This is a genomic window from Bradyrhizobium guangdongense (genome assembly GCF_004114975.1).
Taxonomy (GTDB): Bacteria; Pseudomonadota; Alphaproteobacteria; order Rhizobiales; family Xanthobacteraceae; genus Bradyrhizobium; species Bradyrhizobium guangdongense.
On the sequence record NZ_CP030051.1, the window covers coordinates 163,070 to 181,811 of the forward strand.

Below are 18,742 nucleotides of genomic sequence, written 5' to 3' on the forward strand. Positions count from 1 at the left end.
CGTCCGCAGAGACAGTCTGGATTGCTTCGTCGCGAGAGCTCCTCGCAATGACGGAGGAGAGAGCGCCGATAGGCTCACGCCGCCAGCAGATCCTGCAACGCCGCGCCGTTGGGAACGCCGAGGCCGGAGCAGGGATCCCAGCCGGGACCGGCCTTGTACATGCCGTGCAGCGAGCCGGTGATGTCGTTATTGCCGACCGTGATGTCGCGGAACACGCCTTGCGCGTGCGAGGCGTAGATCAGTGGGTTGATGAAGCCGACGGTCTTGCCGAATTTCTTGGTCGTAGCCTCGTTGATGCGGGCGATCAGCCCGGCCATCAGCGGCGCCACCGCACTGGTACCGCCGATCGTGGTCATCACACCGTTGAGGAAGATCTGATAGCCGGTCGCAGGGTCGGCATCGCCGGCGACGTCAGGCACGCCGCGGCCGCTCCGATGGGCCGGCGATTTCGGGACATGCGCGTTGGCCTGGTATTTCGGCTCGGCGAACATCACGCTGACGCCGCCACCACCCGCGCCGTCCTGCGGACCGCCGTTCCAGACCACCTCTGTAATCGAACCATTTGGCGCTCTGAGATTGGTCCCACCGCAGGCGAGCGCAAAGGGGCTCGACGCCGGGAAATCGGCATGCGGCTTGCCGTCCCAGCCCTCGGCCATGTCGGCCGAACCGTTGTCACCGGACGCGACGCAGACAGTGACGCCCATGGCGGCGGCATCTCGGATCGCTTCGTTGAGACCGTCCACGAATTGCTGCGAGCTCTCCGGATCCTCCGGTCCGCCCCAGCTGATCGAGATCACCGAGGGTTTTCGCGCGTTGTCATGAACGGCGGCCTTGACCGCATCGATGAAGCCGTTGGTCGTGTTGGGCGCGAAATAGACGACCATCTTGGCGCCGGGCGCGACCGCGCCGGCCACCTCGATATCGAGCACGACCTCGCCGTCGGCGTCGGAGTGGCCGGGCTTGTTGGCACCGCCGTCGACGCTTGCGGGTGCGATCTGCGGCATCGGGATGCCCGCCTTCTTGAAGAACGTTTTCAGATCCGAGGTCTTGTAGCCTGCGCCCGTGGGATGACCCTTGGTGTCGATGTCGTTGAGCTCGATGATGGCGATGCACTGCCCGGCGCCGGTCTCGCCGCCCGGGAAGTTGTAGAGCTTGGCGATCTCTTCGACCGAGAAGCTGCCGCCCTGCCCTGCTCGCGCGGTCGCCCCCTTCTTCGCTGTCTTGCTGGCCGACTTGCGCCGGAAATGCGGCTGCGCCACCGGCCGGTTATCGAGGCCATGCACGCCGACCACGATGCCTTCGAGCTCGGCCGGGATCTGCACATTGCCCTTGCGCATGCGATAGGTCGCGCCCTCGTGCTTGACCTTGTTGAGCTTGACGCCGAAAGCCGCACCCATCGCTTTCACCGTGCCGGTCAGCTTCACCGTGCGGGAAGCCAGATGCACGCTCTTGACGTTGAGGTCATGGTGATGGGCGAAATCGTCGATCTTGGCGACATCGGCCGTATCGGCGCCCATCTGTTCGGCGAACTCGGTGCGGGAAAGATATTGTCGCTCGCGCGGCGGTTGCGCGCCGAGTGCCATCACCTGTTCGTCGTCGGCGCGTTTGGCGCGGAGACGAACGCTGATCTCGATTTCCTGCTTGGGGTCGGCCGCGCCGACGAGCTTGGCCCCCTTCGGCAATTTGCGGGCGCTGTTCGCCAGCGTGACACGCTTAGTCGAGCTTGCCATGACTTCCTCCGTTTGTGATTGGAAGGCTGATTGTCGCACCTCAACTATAGGTGTAATCTCAGCAGCGAATTGGTTCAGGTGATTGATCGATTATTTTCGCACGCGAGCTTGTTTGATAGGGCGAGCGCCCTTCCACTCTCAAAGCGACACGGAATGGGTCAATAGCCCCGACCATTCCGTGAACGGATTTTCGATCTAAGATTGCAACCGTCGGCTGATCCGGCCGACCAACGAAATACGTTTGTCAAAAACAATTGGCGGAGACCGCGTGATGCCTGCTGACCGCAAATGGATTGAGAGAAATCTGGGGTTCGATCCGATCACCACGCCGCCGCCGCGCGAGACCTTTACAGTCAAGCGTATCGCGGACGCCGCCGTGAGGAAGACCGCGAAGGTCGCGCCCGAGGACTTTCAGCGCGAAATCATCGATTTCGATTCCGAATCGACCGAAGGCCGTGAGTTCATGGCCTTCTCGACCGCGACCGGACTGTCGCGCTTCACCGACATTCCCTGGCCCAAGGGGCTCGCCCCGCAGACCGGGCCGAAGCCGGGCAACGGCAAGGGCCCGCTGCCCCGTGCCGACGTACTGGTCGTGACCTGGACCGTCGACGAAGGGCACGCAACCAGCCGCGTGCTGACGCCAGGCAAGGATTCGCACAACGACTACGTTCCTTACACGCACAACTACGCAACCATCTCGAAGAAGATGCGGAATGGCTGCCCGGCCAAGGAGCTGAAGCGGCTCGGCAGCTTCTGGACCACGACGATCGGCAAGAAGAAGGTCGTGGTCTTCAAATCCGATTCGCACATGTCGCAGGACGGTCCGCAGTTGCCGAACATCGACGTCTGGCGCCAGATCATCACGGAGGTGCAGCCGACGCTCGTCATCACCACGGGCACGGCCGGCGGCATCGGCAGAAAGGTCGAGGTCGGCGACGTCGTCGTCAGCCCGATCGTGCGCTTCGACTGCCTGTCGAAATTCAAGAAGCAGCCGTTTGCGCAGGCGCATTTCTCCAGCAAGCCGGCCAAGACGACGAAGTTCGCAACCGCCAAGACGCTGTTCAAGGCCAATGCCGGACAGCTGCCAAAGGACAACACGAGGCCGCCGAAGATCTTCGTGGTCAAGCCGAGCGAACTGTCGTCCTCCGTGGTCACGACCGATTTCTTCGGCTTCGACACCTCGGACAATCACTTCAAGCTTCAAGGGCTTGGCGACGTCTCCGAGATGGGCGATGCCGTCCTCGGCCTCGTGGTGCAGGAGATGGGCGCCAAGGCGCCGCGCTGGCTTGCGATCCGCAACGTCTCCGATCCGCAGATCAAGGCCGAGGGCACCTTGAAGCAGCAGGAGCAGGTCGCCGCCCAGATCTACAAGGGGTTCGGCCGCTGGAGCACGGTCTGCAGCGCCATTGCCTGCTGGGCCAGCATCGCAGCGGAGCCTTAGGACTGATCAAGCCAAGGGTCAGCCTCCCTTGCCGAAGCGGCCCGGGGTGTCTACCTCTCGCGGATGGTTTGGTGAGAGGTTCCCATGCTGGATGCCGCCGTCAAGGCGCTGTCGCAAATGATGTCGCCGCCGATGCGATCGATCCTGTGGCGGTCGATCGGCCTTGCGCTGGTGCTCATCGTGGTGCTCGCGATCGGGCTGCAGCGGCTGCTGAGCTGGTTCGCGACCTATGGCGAGGTCTGGCTGGAGGGCCTGCTCGGGCCGAGCTGGCACTCCTCGCTGGAGGTGCTGGCCTGGATCATCTCCATTGCCGCCGGCTTCGGCGTCGTGTTCGGCAGCGTATTCCTGATGCCGGCGATCACCTCGCTGGTGGCGAGCTTCTTCGTCGACGACGTCGCCGACATCGTCGAGCGCGAATATTATCCGGCCGAGCGGCCGGGCATGGCGCTGCCGTTCAACCAGGCGATCCTCGAAGGCATCAAGACCGCGCTGTTGACCATTCTGGTCTATCTCGCCGCGTTGCCGCTGGTGTTCCTGGCCGGCGCCGGTTTCCTGATTTTCTTCCTTGCGGCAGCATGGCTGCTCGGGCGTGAATATTTCGAGCTTGCCGCGATGCGCTTCCGCTCGCCGGAGGATGCGAAAGCGATGCGCCGCGACAATGCCGCGACGATCTTCACCGCGGGCCTGTTCATCGCGGCTTTCGTCTCGATCCCGGTCGTGAACCTGGCGACTCCGATCTTCGGCATGGCCTTCATGGTCCACATGCACAAGCGGCTGTCGGGCTCCCGGCCCGAGCTGATCGAGCCGGCGCGGCAGGTGCGATAGCGGTGCTCACACCGTCTTCTCCGGCCACCGGCAGAGGTCGTTGATCAGGCAGACTTCACAGCGCGGCTTGCGCGCGAGGCAAGTGTAGCGGCCGTGCAGGATGAGCCAATGATGAGCATGCAGCATGAATTCGGCCGGGATCACCTTTTCGAGACCAAGCTCGACCTCGAGCGGCGTCTTGCCGGGTGCAAGGCCCGTGCGGTTGCCGACGCGGAAGACGTGCGTGTCCACCGCCATCGTGTGCTCGCCGAAGGCCATGTTGAGCACGACATTGGCGGTCTTGCGTCCCGCGCCCGGCAGCGACTCGATCTCGGCGCGCGTGCGCGGCACCTCGCCGCCGAACTCGGCGAGAAGTTTCGCCGATAGCGCGATCACGTTCCTGGCCTTGGTGCGATAGAGGCCGATGGTCTTGATGTAGTCGCGCAAACGCTCCTCGCCGAGGTCGAGCATCTTCTGCGGCGTGTCGGCGATTTTGAACAATTCCCGCGTCGCCTTGTTGACCCCGGCATCGGTCGCCTGCGCGGAGAGCACCACGGCGACCAGCAGCGTGAAAGGATTGACGTGCTCGAGCTCGCCCTTCGGCTCGGGATTGGCTTTGCGGAAGCGGCTGAAGACCTCGCGAACTTCGGCCGGTGTCCAAGGCTTGATGGAATTGGGCTGTGGCGCCTTGAGGGATTTCTTCGCGGGCTTGTTCTCAGCAGGCTTGGGCTTCGCGATGGCCGCCTTTGCCGTTTTCTTCGGCACGGCGGCTTTGCGCGGGGCCGGCTTGCGGGTGATTTTCGCCATGATCGGGATATACTGAGGGACGATGAGCACAGGCAACGAAATTGAGCGCGAGAATGAGCAGCAGATCTTCTCCGCGCTGCTGACGCCGCATCGCTCGCTCAACCGCACCGGCTTTCTCGCCGTGATGCTGTTCCTGAGCGTCGTCAGCTTTGCCACCGGCATCGTCTTCCTGATGAAGGGCGCCTGGCCGGTGCTCGGCTTTTTCGGCCTCGACGTGCTCGTGGTCTGGTGGGCCTTCAAGGTCAATTTCCGCACCGCCCGGGCGCGCGAGGAGATCACCGTCACGACCTCCGAATTGCGCGTGCGGCGGATCAGTCATCGCGGTCAGGTCGCCGAATTCACCTTCAATCCGCTCTGGGTCCGCCTCGACATGGAGGTCGACGAGGATTTTGGCATCGAGCATCTCTACCTGATCTCGCGCGGTCAGCAGATCCAGATCGCGCGGTTCCTCGGACCGGATGAAAAAGCAAGCTTTTACAAAGGCTTGATTGAGGCGCTCAACGCCGCCAAGCGGGGCCCGACCTACAACCCGATCACCTGATCGGCGGGTCGGAAATCGGGTGGTTTCGACCCGGTGCCGGGCCTACATTTCCGCTCATGATGACACTCGCCATACATGACCAGCGCCTGGCCAGGCCGGGCTCCCAGACCGCCGCGTTGCGCGACTATGATTCGGTGCGCCGGGCGATCGCTTTCATCTCGGAAAACTGGCGCGCGCAGCCGACCATCGAAGCGGTGGCGGACGCGGCCGGCGTCACGCCGGATGAGCTGCACCATCTGTTCCGCCGCTGGGCGTCGATCACGCCGAAGGCTTTCATGCAGGCGCTGACACTCGACCACGCCAAGGGACTGTTGCGGGACTCTGCGAGCATCCTCGATGCGGCACTCGACTCCGGGCTTTCAGGTCCCGGCCGCCTGCACGACCTCTTCGTCACCCACGAGGCGATGTCTCCCGGCGAATGGAAGAACGGCGGCGCAGGACTCACTTTGCGCTACGGCTTCCATCCCTCGCCCTTCGGCACCGCGATCGTGATCGCGACGGACCGCGGCCTTTCAGGTCTCGCCTTCGCCGATCCGGGCGAGGAGCAGGTCGCGCTCGCCGACATGACGCGGCGCTGGCCCAACGCCACCTATGTCGAAGACCACGAAGGCACCGCACCGCTGGCGGCGCGCATCTTCGACACCAAGCTGTGGCGGCCGGACCAGCCGCTCCGCATCGTGCTGATCGGCACCGATTTCGAGGTGCGGGTATGGGAGACGCTGTTGAAGATCCCGATGGGGCGCGCGGTGTCCTATTCGGACATCGCCTGCAACATCAACAATCCGAAGGCCTCGCGGGCCGTCGGCGCCGCCGTCGGCAAGAACCCGGTCTCCTTCGTCGTGCCCTGCCACCGCGCGCTCGGCAAGAGCGGCACGCTCACGGGCTATCACTGGGGCATCACCCGCAAGCAGGCGATGCTGGGCTGGGAAGCCGGACAGCTGGGGATGCAGTGATCTTTCTTCCCCCTCGCCCCGCTCTTGCGGGGAGAGGGTCGGGGCGAGGGGCGGCTTCCGCAAAATCGGAGGCAGCTGGACTCGCGGAGAGTCCCCCTCACCCGGAATCCGCGCTGCGCGCGAATTCCGGCTCTCCCTGCAGGCGGGGAGAGCCGAAGAAGCCTATCCCGCCAGATCCAGCTTCGACGCCACCGTCGAATCCGCATTCAGCCGGTAGATGATCGGAACACCGGTCGCGAGTTCGCGCTTCAAGATTCCTTCGGGCGAGAGCTTTTCCAGCACCATGATCAGCGCGCGCAGTGAGTTGCCGTGCGCGGCCACCAGCGTGCGCTTGCCGTTGAGCACGCCAGGTAGAATCTCCTGCACGTAATACGGCAAGGCGCGCGCGAGCGTGTCCTTCAGGCTTTCGCCGCCGGGCGGCGGCACATCGTAGGAGCGGCGCCAGACATGGACCTGCTCCTCGCCCCATTTCTTGCGGGCGTCGTCCTTGTTGAGGCCGGAGAGATCGCCATAGTCGCGCTCGTTCAGCGCGAGGTTCTTCGAGGTCGGCAGGCCCTGCTGGCCGAGTTCGCCGAGAATGAGATCGAGCGTGTGCTGCGCGCGCGTCAGGACCGAGGTGAAGGCGACATCGAACACGAGCCCCTGTGCCTTGAGCTTGCGCCCGGCTTCCCTGGCTTCCTTCACACCAAGCTCGGTGAGGTCAGGATCTTTCCAGCCTGTGAACAGGTTCTTCAGATTCCATTCGCTCTGGCCGTGGCGCACGAGCACGAGAAGACGTTCGCTCATTGACTGCTTTCCGTTCGCTAATTTGGTTAGATGTCGGCGAGGCCAAGCACGTCGGCCATGGAATAGTGCCCCGGATTCTTGCCATGCGCCCACAGCGCCGCCTTCAGCGCGCCATGGGCGAACAGCATGCGGTCCTCGGCCTGGTGCGACAGCGTCAGGCGTTCGAACGGGCCGAGGAACGTCACGCTGTGATCACCGGCGACGGTGCCGCCGCGCAAGGAGGCAAAGCCGATCGCGCCCGGCTTGCGCGCGCCGGTGATGCCATCGCGGCCGCGCTCCGAATGCGCCTCATCGAGCGGGATACCGCGACCGCTCGCCGCCGCCTGCCCCAGCATCAGCGCGGTGCCGGAGGGCGCATCGACCTTCATGCGGTGATGGGATTCGACGATCTCGATGTCGAAGCTCTCGTCGAGCGCCTTGGCGACGCGCTTGACCACCGCGGCCAGCAGATTGACGCCGAGGCTCATATTGCCTGACTGCACCACGACCGCGCGGTTTGTGACACTCTTGATCACGGCGTTGTCGGAGCCCGAAAGCCCGGTGGTGCCGACGACGTGGACGATGCCGCGCTCCGCCGCGATCGCGACATTGGCGATCGTCGCGGCCGGCACGGTGAAATCCAGGATGCCGTCGGCATCCTTCGACATCGCCCAGAGGTCGGCGGACAGCTTGATGCCGTTGGCGGGCAGACCGGCCAGCACGCCGGCATCCTTGCCAAGCAGCTCCGAGCCCGGCGCCTCCAGGGCGCCGGCCAGCACCGCGCCTTTGCTGTCGGCAATCGCCCGTACCAGGGCGCGGCCCATCCGGCCGCCGGCTCCGGCTACAATCAAGCGCATGTCTGACATGGTGTGATCCTCTCAGCTGCGTTGTAGCGGCGCGATGCAGTTCCGGCAACCGAGGGGGATCTGAAGCCGTCATTCCGGACCGCCCCAAGGGTGAGCCCGGAATGACGGGGCGCCTCAACCGTCCTGCGGCTGCGGGCCGTCATAGCCCTCGATGATGATGAGGTCGGCGATCGAGTGCGGCTGCCGCACCTTGATGTTGGCCTGGTATTCCGGCGAATTGTAACAGGCGATCGCGGTCTGATAGTCAGGGAATTCGATCACGACGTTGCGGGTTCGGCTGGCGCCCTCGACAGTGGTGAACTTGCCGGCGCGGACCACGAAGCGGCCTCCCCATTTCTTGAAAATGGGACCGTTGGCGACGGCATAGGGCTTGTAGCCCTCGTCATTGCTCACGTCGACGCGCCCGATCCAGTAGCCTTTTGCCATTGTTCTTCTCCTTGGTTTTTGCCGTTAGCCGAGTGCTTGCACGATCTCGGCCTGGATGGCGTCAGCCGCGGCCTTGGGGTCCGCAGCTTCCACCACAGGACGCCCGACGACGAGATAATCCGCGCCAGCGCTGATCGCGCGAGCGGGTGTCATGATGCGCTTCTGATCTCCGGTTTCCGAGCCCGCCGGGCGAATGCCGGGCGTGACCAGAGCCATCTGGTGGCCGACGATCTTGCGCAAGGCTCCGGCTTCTTCGGGCGACGACACCAGCCCGTCCATGCCGAGCGCCCGGGCCTGTTGCGCGCGCGCTTCGACCAGTTCGGAAACGTCGAGCCGGAAGCCTGCCGCGCGCAGATCATCGTCATTGTAGGAGGTCAGCACCGTGACGGCGAGGAGCTTCAGCTTTGAAGAACCGCGACCTTCAACGGCGCCCTTCATGGTCTGCGGATAAGCGTGCACGGTCAGGAAGGTCGCACCGAGCTTTGTGATGCTCTCGACGCCCTGAGCCACGGTGTTGCCGATGTCGTGCAGCTTGAGATCGAGAAAGACCTTCTTGCCGCTGTCGGCAAGCTTTGCCACCAGCGGCAATCCACCGGCATAAGCGAGGCGATAGCCGATCTTGTAGAAGGTGACGCTATCGCCGAGCCTTGCGATCATCGCCTCCGCAGCATCGACGCTTGGCAGATCGAGCGCGACGATCAGACGATCCTTCGGGGCGATTTCGGCTGGCGTCATGTCACCTCACATCATGCGTTGGGAAATGTCGATCAATTGCCGCGCCAGCTCCTTCAGGGCCGCGATGTCGCCCTCGTTCTTCAACCTGTCCATATCGTCATAGGCCTGGTCGGCAAAGGCGAGCGTGAGCTGGCTGGCAATCACATTGGCGTGGCAGGAGGTCAGGATCAGCCGCAAGGCCTGGAGCGCGCGGGCGGCACCTAGCCGGCTCTGCGATGCGCCGGCGAGCGCAAAGGTGCGATTGCGGAACACCTCGCCGCGGGCCTCGTGCAGTTCGTGGACGCGGCTGACCCAGTCGATCGCGTTCTTGAGCAGCGGCGGCACCGAGGCGTTGTATTCGGGCGAGACGATCAGCACGCCATGATGCGCACCGATCATGCGCTTCAGATTGATCGCATTCTTGGGTACCCCCGACTTGGCCTGGAGATCGCCGTCATAGATCGGCAGCGGAAAATCGGCGAGCGAGATGCGGGTGACGTCAACGCCGGCCTGGGCGAATTCATACGCGGCGACCGCGGCCAGCTTCACATTGTGAGAGCCGCTGCGGGTCGAACCAGGAATGACCAGGATTTTCGGAGCTGACATCCGGGCGGCGAACTCCGTTCACCTCTCCCGCTTGCGGGGGAGGTCGACGCGCGAAGCGCGGCGGGAGGGGGCTTTCTCGACTGGGGGAATCCACCGTGGAAACACCCCCACCCCAACCCTCCCCCGCAAGCGGGAGAGGGAGCGCACCGCGTTCGTGGCGACAGATTAGTCCTTGCGATACACCCAGACGCGGGCCGGCGGAAGGTTCATCCAGATCCGTTCCGAGGCCTCTGTGGACACACCGGGCAGTGATTTCGGGATCGGCGGCACCACCGCATAGGTGAACTGGACGAAGGGCGCGCCGGGCGCGAGCGCCGTGAAGGCATCGCGGATCAGCCGCAGCCGCGTCAGCATCGGTTTCGTGACCAGCGGCAGGCCGGAGACGACGGCGCTCGCCGGCGCGCTCAGGACATTCCAGAGCGTGTCGCGCAGACGATAGGCATCGCCCTGCACCACCTTGGCCTGCGGATAGCGGTCGCGCAGCAGGGCGCAGAAGCCGGGATTGTATTCGACGAGGACGAGACGCTTCTGGTCGACGCCGCGCTCGACCAGGGCCGAGGTGATGGCCCCCGTGCCGGGCCCGAGCTCGACCACCGGCGCATCCGAATCGGGATCGACATAGTGAGCCATGGTCCGCGCCAGCAGCTTGCCGGACGGCATCACCGCGCCCATGTGCAGCGGCTTTTCGATCCACGACCTGAGAAAACGCACCTCGTCATCGAGACGGGGCTTCTTCAACGCACGCGCGGACGATGGCAAGGGCATGTCAGGACCGGACGGGACCGCGGGACCGCGGCGTGTCAGAAAATGGTCATAAAGACGTATAGGCCGAACACGATACGGTCAAGCCGAGTCAGTTCGCCCGATTACCGAAGAAATCCTTGACCTTGGCGAAGAAGCCCTCGGATTCCGGCTGGGTATTGCCGGAGGAGAGCTTTTCGAACTCGGCCAGCAATTCCTGCTGTTTCTTGGTGAGGTTCTGCGGGGTCTCGACCACGACCTGGACGTACATGTCGCCCATCTGCCGTGAGCGCAACACCGGCATACCCTTTGACGCAATGCGGAATCGGCGGGCGGACTGGGTTCCGGCGGGGACCTTCACCTTGGCCTTGGCCTTGTCGATGGTCGGCACCTCGAATTCGCCGCCGAGCGCGGCGGTCACCATCGAGATCGGCACGCGGCAATGCAGATCGGCGCCGTCGCGCTGGAAGAACTGGTGCTGGGCCAGCGACAGGAAGATGTAGAGGTCGCCGGGCGGGCCGCCACGAACGCCAGCCTCGCCTTCGCCGGCGAGCCGGATCCGGGTGCCGTCCTCGACGCCCTGGGGGATGTTGACCGACAGCGTCCGCTCGCGGGTGACGCGGCCCTGTCCCGAGCAGGACGGGCAGGCATCCTCGATCATCTGGCCACGGCCCTGGCAGCCGGGGCAGGTGCGCTCGAGGGTGAAGAAGCCCTGCGACTGGCGCACGCGGCCGGCGCCGCCGCAGGTCGAGCAGGTCTTCGGCTTGGTGCCGGCCTTGGCGCCGATGCCGGAGCAGGCCTCGCAGGTGACCGAGACCGGGATCTCGATCTGGGCGGTCTTGCCGCTGAAGGCCTCCTCGAGGGTGATTTCCATATTGTAGCGCAGATCGGCGCCGCGCTCGCGACCGCCGCGGCCGCGCTGCCCGGCCATGCCGAACAGGTCTTCGAAGATGTCGGAGAAGGACGAGGCAAAACCGGCGCCGAAGCCGGCACCGCCGCCCCCCTGCTCGAAAGCGGCGTGACCGTAACGGTCATAGGCGGCGCGCTTGTCCTTGTCCTTGAGGACCTCGTAGGCCTCGTTGATTTCCTTGAACTTGACCTCGCTGGTCGCATCGCCGGGATTGCGGTCGGGATGGAATTTCATCGCCAGCTTGCGGAATGACGACTTCAGCCTGCTCTCGTCGGCATCGCGTTCGACTTCGAGGGTCTCGTAGTAGCAGCGCTTTGTGGACGTGGACATGTCTGACTCAGGTCTATCCGATCGCGATTCAAGTCGGGGCGAAACACCGTCGCCATGCGACGATATAGGCAGCCTTCCGCATCTCCGCAGAGGGCTGCATGGCAGTGTTGAGCATAGCGGCTGGGAATTGATCGATCGTAACGGGCCGATCGCCCGCCCGCTCCGACACCAAAGCCTCCCCCCTCAGGGGGGAGGCCAGAGAAGCGTGTCGGGTCCAAGCCGTCCGCATCATACCCTCGCGGGCTTTAGGCGGACTTCTTGCTGTTCTTGTCGTCGTCGACCTCGGTGAATTCCGCGTCGACGACGTCATCCTTCGCAGCGTCCTTGGCCGCGTCGGATTCGGCCTGCTGCTTGTACATGGCCTCGCCGAGCTTCATCGAAGCCTGCGCCAGCGTATTGGTCTTGGCCTTGATCGCCTCGGCATCGGTGCCCTTCAGCGCTTCCTTGAGGTCGCTGACGGCATCCTCGATGGCGCGGCGTTCGGTCTCGGAGACCTTCGAACCGTGCTCAGCCAGCGCCTTCTCGGTCGAATGCACCAGCGCGTCGGCATGGTTCTTGGCATCGACCGCTTCGCGGCGCTGCTTGTCGGCCGCGGCATTGGCCTCGGCGTCCTTCACCATCTTGTCGATGTCGGCTTCCGACAGACCGCCGGAGGCCTGGATGCGGATCTGCTGCTCCTTACCGGTGGCCTTGTCCTTGGCCGAGACGTTGACGATGCCGTTGGCGTCGATGTCGAAGGTCACCTCGATCTGCGGCATGCCGCGGGGGGCCGGCGGAATGCCCATCAGGTCGAACTGGCCGAGCATCTTGTTGTCGGCCGCCATTTCACGCTCGCCCTGGAAGACGCGGATGGTGACGGCATTCTGATTGTCTTCAGCCGTCGAGAACACCTGGCTCTTCTTGGTCGGGATCGTGGTGTTGCGGTCGATGATGCGGGTGAACACGCCGCCCAGCGTCTCGATGCCCAGCGACAGCGGGGTCACGTCGAGCAGCAGCACGTCCTTGACGTCGCCCTGGAGCACGCCGGCCTGGATCGCAGCACCGATCGCCACGACTTCGTCCGGGTTGACGCCCTTGTGCGGCTCCTTGCCGAACAGCTGCTTCACGACTTCCTGGACCTTCGGCATGCGCGACATGCCGCCGACCAGCACGACTTCGCCGATCTCACCGGCGGTGACGCCGGCGTCCTTCAGCGCCTTGCGGCAGGGCTCGACGGTCTTCTGGATGAGGTCGTCGACCAGCGCCTCGAACTTGGCGCGGGTGAGCTTCATCGTCAGATGCTTCGGGCCGGTCTGGTCCGCGGTGATGAAGGGCAGGTTGATCTCGGTCTGCGTGGTCGACGACAGCTCGATCTTGGCCTTCTCTGCGGCTTCCTTCAGGCGCTGCAACGCGAGCTTGTCGTTGCGCAGGTTGATGCCCTGCTCCTTCTGGAATTCGTCGGCGAGGTAGCCAACGAGCCGCATGTCGAAATCTTCGCCGCCGAGGAAGGTGTCGCCGTTGGTCGACTTCACCTCGAACACGCCGTCGCCGATTTCGAGAATGGAGATATCGAAGGTGCCGCCGCCGAGGTCGTACACGGCGATGGTGCCGGCCTTGGTCTTGTCGAGGCCATAGGCGAGCGCGGCCGCGGTCGGCTCGTTGATGATGCGCAGAACTTCAAGGCCCGCGATCTTGCCGGCGTCCTTGGTCGCCTGGCGCTGGGCGTCGTTGAAGTAGGCGGGAACGGTGATGACGGCCTGGTCGACCTTCTGGCCGAGATGGGCTTCCGCGGTCTCCTTCATCTTCTGCAGGATGAAAGCGGAGACCTGCGAGGGCGAGTAGGTCTGGCCGTCGGCCTCGACCCAGGCGTCGCCGTTGGAAGCCTTCACGATCTTGTACGGAACGAGCTTCTTGTCCTTCTCGACCATCGGGTCGTCGTAGCGGCGGCCGATGAGGCGCTTCACTGCGAAGAAGGTGCGCTCGGGATTGGTGACGGCCTGGCGCTTGGCCGGCTGGCCGACGAGGCGCTCGCCGTCATCAGTCACGGCGACGATCGAAGGCGTCGTGCGCATGCCTTCGGAATTCTCGATGACTTTGGCGTTTTTGCCATCCATCACGGCGACGCACGAATTCGTGGTGCCGAGGTCGATCCCAATGACCTTTCCCATGGTCCTGATATCCTTCTTTTTGCGGCAGGTTGGTTGGGCCCAGAAGGCACCCAATCCGAAACCCCCTAAGATCAAACATTCGCGAGATTGCGATGGTTGAGGCTCATATAGGAGGGGGGGAGGGGCCCGCAAGGACCGAACGCAAGTTTGGACCGTGAAAACATTAGGATTTGGCAGATCATATCCGGGCTCGACCGAGCTTGCGGATGAGGAATTATTAACAGGTCGGTGGTCTGCCGGCGCTTCCGCCGGGGAGATGCCCCGCCCTGTTACCGGCACGCCAAACCCGCTAAAAGGCGGACCGGCCGAACGGCTGGAGGCTCGCCCTCGGGGCTGCTTTGCGCGAAAAAGCGGCCCGCCTGCCGACCATCGAACGGCCTCAATGTGAACCAATCAGAGTGCCCATGAAGCTGACCCGCCCCCTCGCCGCGCTCGCCCTCCTCGTCGCCTCCGCATGTCAGGCGCTCGCTGCCGACGCCGTCTATCCGCCTGGGCTGCGCCTCGGCATGGTGCCGCTGGTCGGGCTGAACACGGCAAAGACCTTTCCGGGCTTCGAGAGCGAGGACGGCAGCGTCAAGGTGCTGGTCACCGAGCTGCCGCCTGCGGCCTATGGCGAAGTCGTGGCCGCCTTCAACGCCAATCCGGCCGGCAGCAACGGTGTCAAGCCGGACAAGATCGAGACGCCGGCGGGCCTTGCCTATTTCACCACCGAGAGCGGCAAGTCCGGCGAGACCCCGGTGAAGCGCTATTCGATGATCGTGCCCGGCGCCGGCTTCTCCGGCTACGTCGCGGTGCAGGTCCCCGAAAAGGCGTCGAAGATCTACACCGACGAGGCGGTGAAGCAGATGTTTGCGACCGCCGTGACCCGCAGGGAGGTATCGGCGGAAGAACAGCTCGGACTGATGCCGTTCAAGATCACCGAGCTTGCCGGCTTCAAGGACATCCGTACGCTGGCGCCGGGAGCCAGCATCATCCTGGCCGACGGCAGTGAGAGCGCAGGCTATGAATCCAAGCCGTTCATGATCCTCGGCGTGATCGGCGCGACGCCGCAGGCCGCCGACGACCGCGCCCGTTTCGCCCAGGAGGCCGCGCTTCAGATTCCCGGTCTGCGCGAATCCCGCGTCACCATGTCCGAGCCGATCCGCATCAACGGCCAGCAGGGCTTTGAGACCCGGATCGATGGCGTCAGCGGCAAGGACAAGACGCCCGTCACGGTGGTGCAGTGGATTCGCTTCTCGAGTGGCGGCGCGTCGCTGCGCATCATCGCCAGCGCGCCGCGCGATCAGTGGTCTGACGCCTTCACCCGCTTCCGCGCCGTGCGCGACGGCATCCAGCCGAAGGGATAGGGCGACGGTGACGGGCCTGACAGCCCAACCGCTCACCAGCGCCGGCTGCATTTTCAGGCTTTCGTTCGTACACGAACGGAACTAGGCTTCCCGCATTGGATCAGCTTCAGATCATCCTTCAGGGGAGGCGGACGATGCTTAATCGACGACAGATCTTGGCCGCGCTGGGGACGACCGCGCTTGCGAGCTTCGCCCCCTCAACTCTTTTCGCAGCAGCCGCGATCAAGCCGGACGATAATTCCGCGCTGCTCGTGATCGACGTCCAAAACTGCTTCCTGCCCGGGGGCAGTCTCGCGGTGAAGGAAGGCGAGCAGGTCGTGCCCGTGATCAACAAGATCGCGAAGGGCTTTGCGAACGTGGTGATGACGCAGGACTGGCACACGCCCGGCCACGTCTCGTTCGCCTCTGTGCATTCCGGCAAGAAGCCGTTCGAGACCATCGACCTGCCCTACGGCAAGCAGGTGCTGTGGCCCGACCATTGCGTGCAGGGCACCGAGGGCGCCTCGCTGTCGAAGGACCTCTCGATTCCGCAGGCCGAGCTCATCATCCGCAAGGGCTTTCACAAGGACGTCGACAGCTATTCGGCCTTCCTCGAAGCCGACGGCAAGACAACCACTGGCCTTGCCGCATATCTGAAGTCACGCAAGATCAAGCGCGTCTTCGTCGCGGGTCTCGCCACCGACTTCTGCGTCGCCTGGACCGCGCTCGATGCACGCAAGGCGGGCTTCGAGGTCTATGTCGTGGAAGACGCCTGCCGCGGCATCGACAATCAGGGCTCGCTGGCCAAAGCCTGGGCCGATATGGCCAAGGCCGGCGTGAAGCGCATTCAGTCCGCCGACATCGCGGTCAGCGCGTAAAGCTCTCACGCAGTCATTCCGGGGCGCGTATCAGCGCGAGCCCGGAATGAGGAGAGAGTAGGAAGCGCGCTGACGCCGCTCAGTTCGCGTCGTTGCTGTTGGCCGCGGGCGCGGGCTTTGCGCCGCCCTTGGCGACGCCGACCAGCGCCGGGCGCAGCACGCGCTCGCCGATGGTGTAGCCGGCCTGCATGACCTGCACGACGGTGCCCGCTGGCACCGAGGCGTCAGGGACTTCGTACATCGCCTGCTGGAAGTTCGGATCGAATTTCTGGCCCTGCGGGTCGAACTTCTTCACGCCGTGCTTTTCCAGTGCGTTGAGCAGCGAGCGCTCGGTGAGCTCGACGCCCTCGATCAACCCCTTCAGGCCGGCATCGGCATTGGCGCGCGCTTCCGCCGGAACGGCATCGAGAGCGCGCTGCAGATTGTCGGCGATGTCGAGCACGTCGCGAGCAAAGCCCGTGATGCCGTAGAGGCGGGCGTCAGCCACTTCCTTGGTGGTGCGCTTGCGGAGGTTCTCCATCTCGGCCAGCGTCCGCAGCATGCGATCGCGCGCTTCACTGGCTTCCTTCTGCAACAGCTCGACCGAGCCCGGCTCGGGATCGTCGGGCATGATGTAGGGTTTCGACACTACGGGCTCGCCGGTCGGCGCGGTCGTGTCTTCGGGTTGCCGGTCTTGCTCGCTCATCGGCGGTAATCTCGAACTCGTTTCAAGGGATTTGCTGGCCCGGATATCGTGCTTCGGGCGCCGAAAATCAAGCGCCCGTGATCGCAGGCAAATACCGGTCAGCCCCCCAACAGGCGGCTGACGATGCGGGCGGCATAGTCCACGGTCGGGATCACACGGGCATAATTCAGCCGCGTCGGCCCGATCACGCCCAAAACGCCGACGATATGGCCGGCGGCATCCCGATAGGGCGAGATGATGGTGGAGGAGCCCGACAGCGAAAACAGCTTGTTCTCGCTGCCGATGAAGATGCGCACGCCCTCGGCGGTTTCGGCCCGTCCCAGCAGGTCGATCACGCCGCGCTTGGTCTCGAGATCGTCGAACAGCAGCCTGACACGTTCGAGATCCTCCAGCGCATGCAGGTCTTCCAGCAGGTTGGCGTGGCCGCGGACGATGAGCTGGCGGTCCTCGTTCTCGCCGCCAGACCAGCTGGCGATGCCCGCGGAAATCACCTTTTGCGCGAGCTGATCGAGCTCGGCGCGGGCCTCTGCGAGCGCGGTTTCCAACTCGAGGCGCGCCTCGGCCAAGGTGCGGCCGCGGATCCGCGCGTTGAGGAAATTGCCGGCTTCGGTGATGGCCGAGGAGGGAACTCCGGGCGGCAACGTGAGCACGCGGTTTTCGACCTGACCGTCCTCACCGACCAGAATCACCAGGGCCTTTTCGGGTTCCAGTCGGACGAATTCGATGTGCTTCAGCCGCGCATTGGATTTCGGCGTCAGCACCACGGCGGCCGCACGGGTGAGGCCGGAAAGCCGGGTCAGGGCCTGATCCAGCGCGGCTTCAACCGAGTGGGCTTCGCCGACGGACGTGAGCTGGCTCTGAATCGACTGGCGTTCGGCCTCGTTGAGATCGCCGACCTGCATCAGCGCATCGACGAAGAAGCGCAGGCCGAGTTCCGTCGGCAGCCGGCCGGCCGAGGTATGCGGGGCGTAGATCAGGCCGAGCTGTTCCAGATCGGCCATGACATTGCGGACCGAGGCCGGCGACAGCGGCATGGCGATCAGCCGCGAAATGTTGCGCGAGCCGACCGGCTCGCCGGTCGCAAGGTAACTTTCGACAATTTGACGAAAGATGTCGCGGGAACGCTCGTTGAGCTGGGCGAGGCCTGCGCGCGGCGCGATCAGATGGATCGGATCGTGATGGGCCACAGACGGTAACTCCTCTCAGATCCTCATAATTTGTCCATCCGGGGCGGTTCTGACAAGCGTTGCGTTTGCGGGGTGGATATCCGGGGGTGAAAAAGCCTTGCTGCCCACCCTCACCCCACCTACAAGCACCGCCAACAGCCCTATCCCTTGCGAGTTTTGGAGGATTTTCCCATGCGGCCAAGCCGCCGTGCGCCCGACGAATTGCGCCCCGTGACGCTGGAGCGCGGCGTGGTCAAATATGCGGAAGGCTCCTGCCTCGTGAAATTCGGTGACACCCACGTGCTGGTCACCGCCACGCTCGAAGAACGCCTGCCGCCTTGGCTGAAGGGCCAGGGCCGCGGCTGGGTCACCGCCGAATACGGCATGCTGCCGCGCGCGACCTCGGAACGCACCCGCCGCGAAGCGGCCGCGGGCAAGCAAAGCGGCCGCACCGTCGAGATCCAGCGCCTGATCGGCCGCTCGCTGCGCACCATCGTCGATCTCGAAGCGCTCGGCGAGCGCCAGATCACGGTCGATTGCGACGTGCTGCAGGCCGACGGCGGCACCCGCACCGCCTCGATCACCGGCGCCTGGGTCGCGCTCGCCGATTGCATCGCCTGGATGAAGGCGCGCAACATGATCAAGACCAATGTGATGCGCGACAACGTCGCCGCGATCTCCTGCGGCATCTACAACGGCACCCCGGTGCTGGATCTCGACTATGCCGAGGATTCGGAAGCCGAGACCGACGCCAATTTCGTCATGACCGGCGATGGCCGCATCGTCGAGGTGCAGGGCACCGCGGAACGCGAGCCGTTCACGCAGGACGAGTTCCTGGCGTTGATGGCGCTGGCACGCAAGGGCGTGTCGCGGCTGGTGGATTTGCAGAAACTCGCTGTCGCGTAGT

Annotated in this window: 19 protein-coding genes; 7 read left to right on the forward strand and 12 right to left on the reverse strand. The window is 64.5% G+C overall.

Annotated elements, in window-relative coordinates:
• Positions 1 to 74 precede the first annotated feature (74 nt).
• The gene (locus X265_RS00745) at positions 75 to 1,730 is read right to left on the reverse strand and encodes a S53 family peptidase (protein WP_128963180.1); all 1,656 of its coding nucleotides are present in this window, start codon (positions 1,728 to 1,730) and stop codon (positions 75 to 77) included.
• A 271-nt stretch (positions 1,731 to 2,001) separates the two neighbouring features.
• Here X265_RS00745 and X265_RS00750 point away from each other — a divergent pair, with 271 nt between their 5' ends.
• Positions 2,002 to 3,171, forward strand: a complete 1,170-nt coding sequence (locus X265_RS00750) for a phosphorylase family protein (protein WP_128963181.1) — start codon at positions 2,002 to 2,004, stop codon at positions 3,169 to 3,171.
• 84 nt (positions 3,172 to 3,255) lie between these two features.
• Entirely contained in the window at positions 3,256 to 3,996 is a 741-nt protein-coding gene (locus X265_RS00755) for a sulfate transporter family protein (protein ID WP_128963182.1), read from the forward strand.
• Between the two features lie 6 nt (positions 3,997 to 4,002).
• On the opposite strand, the gene nth is transcribed toward X265_RS00755, so the two are convergent.
• Positions 4,003 to 4,782 carry an endonuclease III gene (gene nth / locus X265_RS00760; protein WP_164938357.1) on the reverse strand — a complete coding sequence of 260 codons (780 nt, stop codon included), beginning with the start codon at positions 4,780 to 4,782 and terminating at the stop codon, positions 4,003 to 4,005.
• A gap of 22 nt (positions 4,783 to 4,804) precedes the next feature.
• Between nth and X265_RS00765 the strand changes: the two genes are divergently transcribed.
• Entirely contained in the window at positions 4,805 to 5,323 is a 519-nt protein-coding gene (locus X265_RS00765) for a DUF2244 domain-containing protein (RefSeq protein WP_128963184.1), read from the forward strand.
• A 56-nt stretch (positions 5,324 to 5,379) separates the two neighbouring features.
• Positions 5,380 to 6,276 (forward strand): methylated-DNA--[protein]-cysteine S-methyltransferase, encoded by an 897-nt coding sequence (locus X265_RS00770; protein WP_128963185.1) that lies wholly within the window; start codon positions 5,380 to 5,382, stop codon positions 6,274 to 6,276.
• A 162-nt stretch (positions 6,277 to 6,438) separates the two neighbouring features.
• Here the strand turns inward: X265_RS00770 and X265_RS00775 are convergent, their stop codons facing one another.
• The 8 genes from X265_RS00775 to dnaK all read right to left on the reverse strand — a co-directional run bounded on the left by X265_RS00775 (position 6,439) and on the right by dnaK (position 13,781).
• Positions 6,439 to 7,062 (reverse strand): 2,3-bisphosphoglycerate-dependent phosphoglycerate mutase, encoded by a 624-nt coding sequence (locus X265_RS00775; protein WP_128963186.1) that lies wholly within the window; start codon positions 7,060 to 7,062, stop codon positions 6,439 to 6,441.
• Positions 7,063 to 7,088: 26 nt separating this feature from the next.
• Positions 7,089 to 7,907, reverse strand: coding sequence for a 4-hydroxy-tetrahydrodipicolinate reductase (dapB, locus tag X265_RS00780; RefSeq protein WP_128963187.1), 819 nt, complete (start codon positions 7,905 to 7,907; stop codon positions 7,089 to 7,091).
• Between the two features lie 114 nt (positions 7,908 to 8,021).
• On the reverse strand, positions 8,022 to 8,333 hold the full coding sequence (locus tag X265_RS00785) for a DUF1330 domain-containing protein (RefSeq protein WP_128948834.1): 312 nt from the start codon (positions 8,331 to 8,333) through the stop codon (positions 8,022 to 8,024).
• Positions 8,334 to 8,357: 24 nt separating this feature from the next.
• Complete coding sequence (gene pyrF / locus X265_RS00790; RefSeq protein ID WP_128963188.1) at positions 8,358 to 9,068, reverse strand: orotidine-5'-phosphate decarboxylase; 711 nt, start codon at positions 9,066 to 9,068, stop codon at positions 8,358 to 8,360.
• A 6-nt stretch (positions 9,069 to 9,074) separates the two neighbouring features.
• A complete protein-coding gene (locus X265_RS00795) occupies positions 9,075 to 9,653 on the reverse strand; it encodes an NADPH-dependent FMN reductase (protein WP_128963189.1) in 579 nt (192 codons plus the stop codon).
• Positions 9,654 to 9,818: 165 nt separating this feature from the next.
• Positions 9,819 to 10,418, reverse strand: coding sequence for a class I SAM-dependent methyltransferase (locus X265_RS00800; protein WP_128963190.1), 600 nt, complete (start codon positions 10,416 to 10,418; stop codon positions 9,819 to 9,821).
• Positions 10,419 to 10,506: 88 nt separating this feature from the next.
• Positions 10,507 to 11,634, reverse strand: coding sequence for a molecular chaperone DnaJ (dnaJ, locus tag X265_RS00805; protein WP_128963191.1), 1,128 nt, complete (start codon positions 11,632 to 11,634; stop codon positions 10,507 to 10,509).
• A gap of 245 nt (positions 11,635 to 11,879) precedes the next feature.
• Positions 11,880 to 13,781: a molecular chaperone DnaK gene (dnaK, locus tag X265_RS00815; protein WP_128963192.1), complete on the reverse strand. Its 1,902-nt coding sequence runs from the start codon at positions 13,779 to 13,781 to the stop codon at positions 11,880 to 11,882.
• Positions 13,782 to 14,185: 404 nt separating this feature from the next.
• Here dnaK and X265_RS00820 point away from each other — a divergent pair, with 404 nt between their 5' ends.
• Both X265_RS00820 and pncA read left to right on the forward strand, forming a co-directional pair.
• Entirely contained in the window at positions 14,186 to 15,127 is a 942-nt protein-coding gene (locus X265_RS00820) for a hypothetical protein (protein ID WP_164938358.1), read from the forward strand.
• Between the two features lie 134 nt (positions 15,128 to 15,261).
• Positions 15,262 to 15,984, forward strand: coding sequence for a bifunctional nicotinamidase/pyrazinamidase (gene pncA, locus X265_RS00825; protein ID WP_128963194.1), 723 nt, complete (start codon positions 15,262 to 15,264; stop codon positions 15,982 to 15,984).
• A gap of 79 nt (positions 15,985 to 16,063) precedes the next feature.
• On the opposite strand, the gene grpE is transcribed toward pncA, so the two are convergent.
• Together grpE and hrcA are read right to left on the reverse strand one after the other, a co-directional pair.
• On the reverse strand, positions 16,064 to 16,669 hold the full coding sequence (grpE, locus tag X265_RS00830) for a nucleotide exchange factor GrpE (RefSeq protein WP_128963195.1): 606 nt from the start codon (positions 16,667 to 16,669) through the stop codon (positions 16,064 to 16,066).
• 98 nt (positions 16,670 to 16,767) lie between these two features.
• Positions 16,768 to 17,856, reverse strand: a complete 1,089-nt coding sequence (hrcA, locus tag X265_RS00835) for a heat-inducible transcriptional repressor HrcA (RefSeq protein WP_128963196.1) — start codon at positions 17,854 to 17,856, stop codon at positions 16,768 to 16,770.
• 171 nt (positions 17,857 to 18,027) lie between these two features.
• On the opposite strand from hrcA, the gene rph reads away from it, so the two are divergent.
• Positions 18,028 to 18,741, forward strand: a complete 714-nt coding sequence (gene rph / locus X265_RS00840) for a ribonuclease PH (RefSeq protein WP_128963197.1) — start codon at positions 18,028 to 18,030, stop codon at positions 18,739 to 18,741.
• Position 18,742: the final 1 nt, after the last annotated feature.

What these genes read in the sequence shown, in the direction of transcription:
- X265_RS00745 (WP_128963180.1), bottom strand. Translation starts at nt 1,730, where the DNA reads ATGGCAAGCTCGACTAAGCGTGTCACGCTGGCGAACAGCGCCCGCAAA.
- X265_RS00750 (WP_128963181.1), top strand. Translation starts at nt 2,002, where the DNA reads ATGCCTGCTGACCGCAAATGGATTGAGAGAAATCTGGGGTTCGATCCG.
- X265_RS00755 (WP_128963182.1), top strand. Translation starts at nt 3,256, where the DNA reads ATGCTGGATGCCGCCGTCAAGGCGCTGTCGCAAATGATGTCGCCGCCG.
- nth (WP_164938357.1), bottom strand. Translation starts at nt 4,782, where the DNA reads ATGGCGAAAATCACCCGCAAGCCGGCCCCGCGCAAAGCCGCCGTGCCG.
- X265_RS00765 (WP_128963184.1), top strand. Translation starts at nt 4,805, where the DNA reads ATGAGCACAGGCAACGAAATTGAGCGCGAGAATGAGCAGCAGATCTTC.
- X265_RS00770 (WP_128963185.1), top strand. Translation starts at nt 5,380, where the DNA reads ATGATGACACTCGCCATACATGACCAGCGCCTGGCCAGGCCGGGCTCC.
- X265_RS00775 (WP_128963186.1), bottom strand. Translation starts at nt 7,062, where the DNA reads ATGAGCGAACGTCTTCTCGTGCTCGTGCGCCACGGCCAGAGCGAATGG.
- dapB (WP_128963187.1), bottom strand. Translation starts at nt 7,907, where the DNA reads ATGTCAGACATGCGCTTGATTGTAGCCGGAGCCGGCGGCCGGATGGGC.
- X265_RS00785 (WP_128948834.1), bottom strand. Translation starts at nt 8,333, where the DNA reads ATGGCAAAAGGCTACTGGATCGGGCGCGTCGACGTGAGCAATGACGAG.
- pyrF (WP_128963188.1), bottom strand. Translation starts at nt 9,068, where the DNA reads ATGACGCCAGCCGAAATCGCCCCGAAGGATCGTCTGATCGTCGCGCTC.
- X265_RS00795 (WP_128963189.1), bottom strand. Translation starts at nt 9,653, where the DNA reads ATGTCAGCTCCGAAAATCCTGGTCATTCCTGGTTCGACCCGCAGCGGC.
- X265_RS00800 (WP_128963190.1), bottom strand. Translation starts at nt 10,418, where the DNA reads ATGCCCTTGCCATCGTCCGCGCGTGCGTTGAAGAAGCCCCGTCTCGAT.
- dnaJ (WP_128963191.1), bottom strand. Translation starts at nt 11,634, where the DNA reads ATGTCCACGTCCACAAAGCGCTGCTACTACGAGACCCTCGAAGTCGAA.
- dnaK (WP_128963192.1), bottom strand. Translation starts at nt 13,781, where the DNA reads ATGGGAAAGGTCATTGGGATCGACCTCGGCACCACGAATTCGTGCGTC.
- X265_RS00820 (WP_164938358.1), top strand. Translation starts at nt 14,186, where the DNA reads ATGAAGCTGACCCGCCCCCTCGCCGCGCTCGCCCTCCTCGTCGCCTCC.
- pncA (WP_128963194.1), top strand. Translation starts at nt 15,262, where the DNA reads ATGCTTAATCGACGACAGATCTTGGCCGCGCTGGGGACGACCGCGCTT.
- grpE (WP_128963195.1), bottom strand. Translation starts at nt 16,669, where the DNA reads ATGAGCGAGCAAGACCGGCAACCCGAAGACACGACCGCGCCGACCGGC.
- rph (WP_128963197.1), top strand. Translation starts at nt 18,028, where the DNA reads ATGCGGCCAAGCCGCCGTGCGCCCGACGAATTGCGCCCCGTGACGCTG.